Annotated in this window: 7 protein-coding genes; 3 read left to right on the top strand and 4 right to left on the bottom strand. The window is 71.8% G+C overall.

The genetic code is table 11. The annotated features are described in order from the left end of the window. Window positions 1–897 precede the first annotated feature (897 nt). Window positions 898–1,560 (top strand): Type 1 glutamine amidotransferase-like domain-containing protein, encoded by a 663-nt coding sequence (locus ACYVNR_RS16365; protein ID WP_461049376.1) that lies wholly within the window; start codon window positions 898–900, stop codon window positions 1,558–1,560. Window positions 1,561–1,679: 119 nt separating this feature from the next. Here the strand turns inward: ACYVNR_RS16365 and ACYVNR_RS16360 are convergent, their stop codons facing one another. The 3 genes from ACYVNR_RS16360 to ACYVNR_RS16350 all read right to left on the bottom strand — a co-directional run bounded on the left by ACYVNR_RS16360 (window position 1,680) and on the right by ACYVNR_RS16350 (window position 5,125). Further along, a complete protein-coding gene (locus ACYVNR_RS16360) occupies window positions 1,680–2,543 on the bottom strand; it encodes an alpha/beta fold hydrolase (RefSeq protein WP_461049374.1) in 864 nt (287 codons plus the stop codon). Window positions 2,544–2,711: 168 nt separating this feature from the next. After that, on the bottom strand, window positions 2,712–4,091 hold the full coding sequence (locus ACYVNR_RS16355) for a SpoIIE family protein phosphatase (RefSeq protein ID WP_461049372.1): 1,380 nt from the start codon (window positions 4,089–4,091) through the stop codon (window positions 2,712–2,714). A 194-nt stretch (window positions 4,092–4,285) separates the two neighbouring features. Further along, complete coding sequence (locus tag ACYVNR_RS16350) at window positions 4,286–5,125, bottom strand: hypothetical protein (RefSeq protein WP_461049370.1); 840 nt, start codon at window positions 5,123–5,125, stop codon at window positions 4,286–4,288. 212 nt (window positions 5,126–5,337) lie between these two features. Here ACYVNR_RS16350 and ACYVNR_RS16345 point away from each other — a divergent pair, with 212 nt between their 5' ends. After that, entirely contained in the window at window positions 5,338–7,557 is a 2,220-nt protein-coding gene (locus ACYVNR_RS16345; protein WP_461049368.1) for an ATP-binding SpoIIE family protein phosphatase, read from the top strand. After that, the gene (locus tag ACYVNR_RS16340) at window positions 7,554–8,072 is read left to right on the top strand and encodes an STAS domain-containing protein (RefSeq protein WP_461049366.1); all 519 of its coding nucleotides are present in this window, start codon (window positions 7,554–7,556) and stop codon (window positions 8,070–8,072) included. The genes ACYVNR_RS16345 and ACYVNR_RS16340 overlap by 4 nt, the downstream gene beginning before the upstream one ends. Here the strand turns inward: ACYVNR_RS16340 and ACYVNR_RS16335 are convergent. Next, complete coding sequence (locus tag ACYVNR_RS16335) at window positions 8,057–9,385, bottom strand: hypothetical protein (protein WP_461049364.1); 1,329 nt, start codon at window positions 9,383–9,385, stop codon at window positions 8,057–8,059. The two genes, ACYVNR_RS16340 and ACYVNR_RS16335, sit on opposite strands and share 16 nt — an antisense overlap. Between the last annotated feature and the right edge of the window lie 47 nt (window positions 9,386–9,432).

Below are 9,432 nucleotides of genomic sequence, written 5' to 3'. Positions count from 1 at the left end.
GCCACGAACCAGTGGCCTCGATTTCGAACATCCGATCGGCCCCAGATTCGAGCGTTGCCGACAAGCTCCAGCCTTCTTGAGGGATGCGCCATCTCGAGTTGGTAGACGGGCGATAGTGTGCCCGAGCACCACCACATAGCCACTTGATGCACTGACGAGGATCCATGTTCGAGACTTGGCGCGACGAGTGGCGTAAGACGCCCGAGCCTCCCTTGTGGCGAGCGACCGTGTTCGCGGTTTGCGTCGTCCTCTTCCTAACGTGGCCGCTACTTCGCGGCGAGCCCGTCAACGCTGTCCCGGTGGTAGTTGCCAGCCTCGCGGCCCTCGCGCTAGTCCACGACCTCGGACGACTGGGATGGTCAAAGCTGCGCCGTCGCTGAGCGAACTGACGAGGTTCCGTGCCGCGGGACTGCCCCCGTCCTGAGGCTTGCAGTCTGATGGGCCCCAGGACGGGTACCTCAGAGGTCCCGGACGGTTCGAAGCAGCCAGAAACACCCGGCACACAGGTTGTCGGCGAACGGAACGGGTGGATGTCGCGTGTCCGAGGACGTCGGACGTCCGCGCGCGTGACTCCGTAGCGTGAGGCGCGCCGCAGGGAAGAGGCGGTTCTATGCGCCGCCAGCCGGCGTGCTCCAGACCTTTCATTCGTCATGTGTGGAGAACGACGGGCAAGAGGTTGAGGAATGCCTGACGCAGAGGCGACCGCACAGTCCCTGCACCATGAAGGGCGGACCAGCGGCTCTGGTCGTGCTCAAGACGTATAGCCGAGCCGAGCCGAACGTTGGCCCTGCACGTGGGATCGGCTGTCTGTACGGTGTCATCACCCGTCAGCGGACTGGCCGCGTCCTCCGGCCTTGCCGTTCCCCAAGATCCGAGCAACGCCAAGGAGCCCCAGCGATGAAGCTGCTTCTCACCTCGGGCGGCGTCACGAACCCCAGCATTCGCGATGCGCTCGCGGGCATGTTGGGCAAGCCCATCTCGGAAGCTGCCGCATTGTGCATCCCGACTGCGCAATGGGGGCATCCCAGTTGCGGTCCGCAATCGGTGCGCAGCTTCGTCAGTGGCGGGCGCCCAGGTGACGCCATGACGGCACTGGGGTGGAAGTCCGTGGGCGTGCTAGAGCTCACCGCCTTACCCACCATTGACCCGGAGCGATGGGTCCCATGGATCCGTGGGGCCGACGTGCTGCTCGTCGACGGCGGCGAGGCCACCTACCTCTGTCACTGGTTGCGGCAATCAGGCATGGCGGACCACCTTCCCTCTCTGACCGATACGACCTGGGTCGGCGTGAGCGCCGGCAGCATGGTCATGGCACCCCGAATCGGTTCCGACTTCGTCAAATGGCCGGCCGCCGTGGACGATCGGACTTTGGGGCTCGTGGACTTCGCGATCTTCCCTCACTTGAACGCGTTCCCGACGAACACCCTTGCGGACGCGGAGCGCTGGGCTGCTGACATCGACGGACCGGCGTATGTCATCGACGAGCAGACCGCCATCCGGGTCGTCGGCGACTCTGTCGAGGTTGTTTCTGAGGGCGAGTGGCACGGGTTCGGTCTGTAACTCAACGCGTGCCCCGTGTTCGAGGGCATCACCCGCAGATCAGCTGATCATCGAGCATCCCGAGGCCGCTGTTCGCAACGGCGCAAGACCCGGGCGTCTTGGCCGCAACCGTCCCTTGGCTAGTCAACGACGAAGGCGTGGATAGCTCGGGACACCGCTGGACGGTCGGGTCCCAGCCAGTAGAAGTGGCATGGCGCGTCGGTGTCGATCAGCTGGGCCCTCGGCACCGTGCGCACGAAGTCCTCTGCGTGTGCGAAAGACACGCCACCGTCATGTCGCGACGCCGTCACGAGGGTTGGGCAGGGAACCGAGCGCAGAACCGTCTGGCGGTAGTCCGCCCTGTCTGCTGCGCCTTGGCGCAAGTCCGTGACAAAGCCCGATCCCGAGCCCATGCCCGCGAAGGTCGCCCGAGCCGATGCGCGGTCCGCAGGCGTCCACTTCTCCCACCACGAGTCGACCGGGAGCTTCGACAGCGTGGACATCATCAGGCGCAGGCCCCTGTCCGAGGACGTCAGGGAGCGGATGGCCCGCCAGGTCAGGCCTTGAGTCAACGGAGAGAAGCTCAGGGGACCGGCTGCCGCCTCGAGCCTGGTGTCGGGATAGGGCAACGTCGACGGAGCGCAGCTGTGCAGAACCAGACGAGGCGCCAGGTGCGCGAGCGCGACAGCGACGTGCACTGCCTGGAGGCCGCCGAAGCTGATTCCCACGGTTGCGGTGGCTGCGCCGATCCCAAGCCCGTCGCAGACCTCCGCCACGGCCGGGACGAACTCGGCCGCCGTGAGCGGACCTACGCGCGTGCGGCCGTACCCGGGGCGGGAGAAGGTCAACACCCGGAACCCCATGTCGGTGTAGAGGTCTGCACCGAGCGGCGTGGCCGCAGAGCAGTGTCCCCCAGGAAAGACGAGGACGACGCCCCCGCCGGCGGGACCGGCCCAGGACACTTCCACAGGACCGAGTGACGTCGAGACCTCCTGCGTCTTCACTCCACGAGCATCGCACCGCCTGGACTGCAGCGCAGGCAGCCACTCGACCGCACGACGCGGGTGGTGGACGTGGACCCTCCACCTCGAGTCCCTGACCTCGATTCGGTCCCGAGGAGAGCGCCGGGCCACCGACGAACGCTCCGCGGGCCCAACGCGTACGCGAGGGGCTCAGACGCGCAGGACGATGAGTGCGATGTCGTCACGCAGCGACGACATCGGTGGCAGCTCCGACAGCAGCCGGTCGGCGATCGAGTCGACGTCCAGCTCCCGCAACCTGACCAGCGCGTCCGAGAGTCGGGCGATCCCGACGTCGAGGGCCTCGCCGCGTCGCTCGACGAGGCCGTCGGTGTAGAGCACGAGGGTGTCGCCGGCGCGCAGCATCGCCGTGCCGAGAGGCCGGCTCACCACCTTCTGGGTCACGGCCAACGGCGGGCCGAGCGCCTGGTTCATCGTGTGGATCGTGCCGTCGACCCGAAGGATGAGCGGCGGCAGGTGGCCCGCGCTGCTGTAGATGGCGAGGTCAAGCGCCGGGTCGACGACGACCTTCACAGCTGTCGACGCCGTCGCGTCGGGGCTGTGCCGCGCCACCCGGTCCAGGGCCGTCATGGCGGCGGCGGGGCCGACGTCCGCGACGGTGAGCGCACTCAGGGCACTGCGCAGCTGACCCATGACGGCAGCGGCGCGCAGTCCGTGGCCGACGACGTCACCCACGGCGACGGCGAGGCGCCCCTGGCCGAGGTCGGCGACGTCGTACCAGTCGCCGCCGACCCGCAGCGCATCCGACGCCGGCTGGTAGCGCACCGCGATCTGGACGGCCTCGCGCACGCTGAGCGGCACCTCGGCGGGGAGCATGACCTCCTGGACCGCGATGCCGAGCTGTCGCTGGGTCTCGAGCGCGAGGTCGAACAGCTGGCTCTGCTCGGCCACGGCCGTCGCGGCCACGACGGCGGCTCGCGCCTGCCGTCCAGCGGGCTCGAGTGGCTCGCTCAACGCGGTGGCGAGGTGCGGCACGAGGGCCGTCACGTCGTGCACGTTGTAGAGCACGTGCCGGGGCGCACCCCACGAGTTCGGCACTGGCACAGCGGTTCCGATCCAGTAGTGCCGCCCCGCGGCGTCCACCTCCGCCTCCACCCGGGCCTCCACCTTGGCCTCCACCTTGGCCTCGAGCTGGGCAGTCGTTCGGCCGGCGTCGACGTCGTAGCGCTGCAGGCCGACCACGACGGAGCGGCCGGTGTCCAGGGCGGTCCGCACGGCTCGCCGAACCGTCTCGACGACCGGCTCCGAACCGGGGATCGTGTCGGGCCCGGCCGGCCGGCTCGGCAGCAGGTCGGCGATGCTCATGCCGACGAGCTCGCTCCGACGCCGGCTCGCGGCCTTGAGGTACGCGTCGTTGCAGGCCTGGATGATCAGGTCCGCGTCGAGCACGACACAGGGACTCGGCACCGCGTGGAACAGCGCCCCGAAGTCGAGCGCCTCGGCCTCAGCGTCGGCATCCGGGGCAGGCACCAGCCGTGGCTGGAACTCCGGACGTTGGTGCGGCGACGACACGAGGCAACGCTAGGCGCGGTCCGGCACGCGTGCGGACCACTTCGGAAAACTCGTGCGCCCACTTTCGCACGACCTTCCCCGCCACAGTGGGCGCGACACCCCTGCGCGACACCCTGCGCGACGCCCTGCGCGACAGCCCCGCGCGACACCCCGCCTGACACGTGCGCGACACCCGGGCGGCCCTGCCCCCTGCGTCAGACCGGGCCGCCCGAGCGGGTCAGGAGGGGTGACGCCCACCGCGCGAGCAGCCACCACGGGACGAGCCCGACCGCAGCGAGAACCAGGAAGGGAACCACCAGCGACGTCGACACCACGTCTGAGGCCGGGTCGGCGGTCGCCCCGAACCACTGGTCGACCGCGATGCTGAGGCTCTCGATGACCCACATGCCGAGCAGCGCCGTCACGACGACACCGCCGCGAGCCTCGCGCCGCCACAGCCAGAGCGCAGAGACCGCGGCGAGGGGCAGCCACACGCCGAGGTCCTGGACGAAGATGGCGTTGGTCTGCACACCGGTCCCCTCCAGCATCGGCGTGGGGTACTCCCCCATCGACGGCACGACCCGCGCCAGCCACGCCAGCGCGTTGAGCGCCGCGACCACCCAGACGTATGCCGCGACGCCGCGCACCGGCGCACGCTCGGTGACGCCCTCCCCGGCCACTCGCAGCTCGCGCGCGACGACCAGGTGCCCGACCGCCCAGAGCGCCGAGCCGAGGAGCGCGACGTAGACGAGGAAGGCGGCGTTGAACGGGGTGAGGAAGAGGAAGAGCACGGCGTTGTAGAGCACGTAGAGCAGCGCTCCGAGGGCTGCCAGCAGGGCCGCCCCAGACCCTCGTCCGGCTTTCCACCACGACCCGAGCAGCACCGGCAGGGCCACGACGAGCAGCACCAGCGCCGTGCCGCGCGCCGACCCCTGCATCGCCTCGGGCCCGTGGAGCAGGCCCGGGTCTGCCAGCGTCCAGCCCCCGGCAGCGGCCCCCACCGCTGCCGTGACCACGGACAGCCTCCGCGCCGTCACCAGCGACTCACCGGCCATGGTCCCTCCTCTACTACACACGGTAGGAGCCAAGGGTGGGGCACGACGGCGAACACCGTCGGACGTGACCCATCGCACCTGCCCCGCCCCGGTCGGCGAGGAAGCAGACCCCACCGGACCCGGACAGTGTGTGCGAAACCCTCGTCATCCGAGCCGCTGATCCCTAGGCTCGCAGCCATGGGGACGCGCGGGCGCGTGGGAGGCGTCCGACCATGACGGTGCGCGTGGGGACGGTTGGGTCCTCGCGGCCCGTCGGCATGCTCGCCGAGCGGGTGGGCATTCGGCGCGCGGCACTCCTCGCCGCCATCGGAGTCACCTACTACTACGGCGGCAAGCTCGGGCTCGAGCTGTCACTGGTCGGCGACGACGTCACACCGCTGTGGCCCCCAACCGGCATCGCCGTGGCGGCCCTGCTCGTCTTCGGCCGGTCGTACTGGCCCGCCGTCGCGGTGGCCGCCCTCGCGATCAACCTCCCCATCAGCGCCACCTTCCTGGCCGCCCTCGCGACGGCGGTCGGCAACACGCTCGCACCGGTCGTCGCCGTGACGCTCCTGCACAAGGTCGGCTTCCGGCGCGAGCTCGACCGCCAGCACGACGCGCTCGCGTTCGTCTTCGTCGGAGCGCTCGCCAGCATGCTCGTCAGTGCCACCATCGGCTCCCTCGTCCTGGTCGCCTCCGGCTCGATCCAGGCGGGTCAGCTGCCCACCGCGTTCGCCGTCTGGTGGACCGGCGACGCCATGGGCGTGCTGGCCTTCACGCCGTTCCTGCTGTGCCTGCCGCTCTTCTGGGAGCAGCGACGCTGGCCCCTGCGTCAGTGGCTCGAGGGCGCCGTGATCCTCGTCGCCGTCGCGCTGACCCTCACGTGGATCGTCCTGCAGATGCGTGTCCTCTTCATCGCCCTGCCGTTCCTCGGCTGGGCGGCGTGGCGTCTGCAGCTGCGCGGCGCGGCACCCGCCGCCCTCATCGCGACGCTCGCCGCCACGTGGGCGGCCACGAAGCAGATCGGCCCCTTCGAGGGCACGACGCGCCTTGAACAGATGGTCACGCTGCAGGCCTTCAACGCCACGGTCGCCCTCACCTCGTTCTTCCTGGCCGCCCTCGTCAGCGAACGCGCCCAGGCCGCGAGCGACCTCGCCCTCGCGGCCGCCGAGCTGGAGCAGCGTGTCGAGAAGCGCACCGCGCAGCTCTCGGCCGCCAACGTGCGCCTCGTCCAGGAGATCCACGAGCGCTCCGAGGCCCAGGAGCTGCTGAGCCACGAGGAGGCCAGGGCGCAGCGCGAGCACCAGATCGCCGAGACCCTGCAGCGCAGCCTCCTGCCCGACCGGCTCCCCGACGTGCCCGGGGTGGGCCTGGCCGCCCGCTACGTCCCCGCCACGGCGGACGTGCAGGTCGGCGGCGACTGGTACGACGTGGTCCAGCTGCCCAAGGGGCTCCTCGCCCTGGCCATCGGCGATGTGGCCGGCCACGGCCTGCAGGCCGCCGCGACGATGGTGCAGGTGCGGATGGCGCTGCGCGCGTACGCCCTGCAGGACCCCTCGCCGCCGGCCGTGATGCACGGCGTCCACCAGCTCGTCGCCCAGCTGCCCGTCCCCGAGATGGTCACGCTCATCTACCTCGTCTACGACCCCTCCACCCGCGAGCTGCGCTGGACCAACGCCGGCCATCCGCCGGCCCTGGTCGTCACCGACGGGAGCGCCACCTACCTCACGGGCGCTCTCGCCCCACCCGTCGGCGTCACCCTCGACGGGTCCTTCGCCGAGAGCACGCACGTGCTCCAGCCGGGCTCGACGCTGCTGCTCTACACCGACGGCCTCGTCGAGCGACGGGGAGTCTCGCTCTCCGCCGGGCTCGACCGCCTCAGCCGAGAAGCGACAGCCGCACCGGACGCGACAGCCGCACCGGACGCGACGGACGCGACGGACAGCGCCCCCGCCGACGCGCTCGAGCGGCTGTGCGACCGGCTCCTCGCGACCTTCCTCGACGACGACCACATCCCCGACGACGTGGCCCTGCTCGCGATGCGCCCAGCCGTCTCCGTCGAGGGTGAGCTCACCCTCAGCCTGCCCGCAGAGGCGCGCAACCTCGTCAAGCTGCGGGGCGCCCTGCGGCGGTGGCTGCACGAGTCCGGCGTCCCCGAGAACGAGGCCAACGAGGTGCTCGTCGCCTGCGGCGAGGCCTGCGCCAACGTCGTCCAGCACGCCTACAGCGGCGCGGACGCCGCGGGACCCCTCGAGCTCTCCGCGCGCCTCGTCGGCGACGACCTCGAGCTCCGGGTGCGCGACCACGGCCAGTGGCGCCCGGCCGCCGACCGCGGCGGCGGGTGGGGACTGCAGCTCATGCACTCCCTCATGGACGACGTCGATGTCGGGCACACCCCGTCGGGCACCGAGGTGCGGCTCACCCGGCGCGTACGCCTGGGGAGCCTCGCGTGAGCGAGCTCGCCCGGGTGCTCACGCAGCGTGACGGGGCAACCCAGCTCGTGCGCATCTCGGGCGAGGTCGACCTGTCCAACGCACGCGACGTCATCGAAGCCGTCGCCCACGGTGTGCCGGACGACGTCACCCTCATCGTCCTCGACCTCACCGACACGACGTACATCGACAGTGCTGCCATCGCCACGCTCTTCCGCCTCTCCGAGCGTCTGCGCGACCGCCGCCAGGACCTGCGCCTCGTCGTGCCGCAGGCCTCCCCCATCCGCGCCGTCGTCGAGCTGACGCGCCTCAGCCAGGTGATCCCCGTCGACGAGGTCGCCCCAGCGGGTGCGCCGGGGACCCCCCGCTCTCCCCGGCCGTATGCCGCCGTCCCCTCCTCCGACGCCGCCGCGCCGTCAGGGGCGGGCGAGGTCGACGGGGCGCGAGGTTTTGAGGACGCCGAGGTGGACGCCGAGGTGAACGCCGAGGAAGACGCCGACGATGAGGACGACGCCCCGCGTCAACGCAACGCGTAGGTGCCCGAACCGGGCAGCACCGAGCCCGACGGGCCCACGAACGACACCGACAGCAGCCCTGCCCCGGCCGAGCCGGCCGCCTTCGTGACCTCGACGACGACCCGGCCCGCGTGCATCCGGTCGACGACCTCGGTGGACGGGGTCGCCACGTGCTCGACCGCCTGGGCGCCGCGCACGTCCACCACCGAGGTGAGCAGCCAGCCCTGGCTCACCGCCAGCGTCGCGACGAACGTCCCCTGGTCCGCGGGCACGAAGACCAGGGTGGTGACGGTGCCCTCTGGCGGCACGACCGGCCCGGGAGGCGGCGCCGTCGTTGTCGCTGCGGGTGGGGTGGTCGACGCCGTCGCAGGCGCGGTGGCCGACGCTCCAGGAGCTGAGGCAACCGGTGCCGGGGCCACGGGTGGCGCGGCAAAGGGCGGCGAGGTGACCCCTGAGGGACGCGTACGCAGCCCGACTGTCGCCCCGCCGACGCCGGACGCCCCACGGCGCTGGGCGAAAGCTGCGCGGAGGCCGGCCGGCCCGTCGGGCCGCGAACCACCTGCGGGAAGGGAGACCGTCCCACGGCGACCAGAGGCCGACTCCGCCACGGCCACACCGATGACCGGCCGGGGCCCGGACGCCCCGGCGGCCGCGCGGTCCGAGTCGGGCGACGCGTCCACCGAGAGGGTCGCGACGGACGGCGGCCGCGGCGAGGGCGCCTCCGCCGTGAGTCCGCCGCCGGGGGCCCACGCGAGCCGGAGCATCACGGCAGCCAGGACGAGTGCCCCGGCAGCGGTGAGCAACGCGGCCGGTCGGCCCGGCATGGAGAGCACCCGCGCCGCCGGAGCCGTCGACGGCGCCGAGTCGACGGTGGCGGCCGAGGCCGGAGGAGCCCCGTCCTCGACCACGGCCGTGGTGAAGGCGCCGGGCAGCAGCGCCGGTGCAACGCGCGACCTGATCGCACCGTCCACGTCGTCCAGGAGCGCCACTGCGGTGCGACACCGCTCGCACACCTCGAGGTGCTGCTCCGCCTCCGGCGTACCCGGCCCGGACGGCAGGTGACGCAGGTGACCAGCGAGGGCGCGACGGGCGGCAGCGCACTCGGGGCCTTCCGCCCTCGCGACGAGCTCGGAGAGCAACCCGAGCCGCAACCGGTCGCGGGCACGCTCGGCCGGCGCGGCGACGCCCCGGCGCGACGGCCGGCGCGGCGGAGCGGGCCGGCCGAGGCCCTCGTCGTGCACCACGAGCTGCCAGAGCACCAAACGGTGCTCGCTCGGCAGCGACCGCCAGGCGGCGAGCACCGCCTCGTCCGCCTCGTCGTGCTCGTCGCCCACGCGCTCCACGCTCTCCCGTCCCGAGCCCGGACTCACCGAGCCGTCGT

It is taken from the genome of Terrabacter koreensis, assembly GCF_054783315.1.
This window is presented reverse-complemented; position numbering and strand designations above follow the sequence as displayed.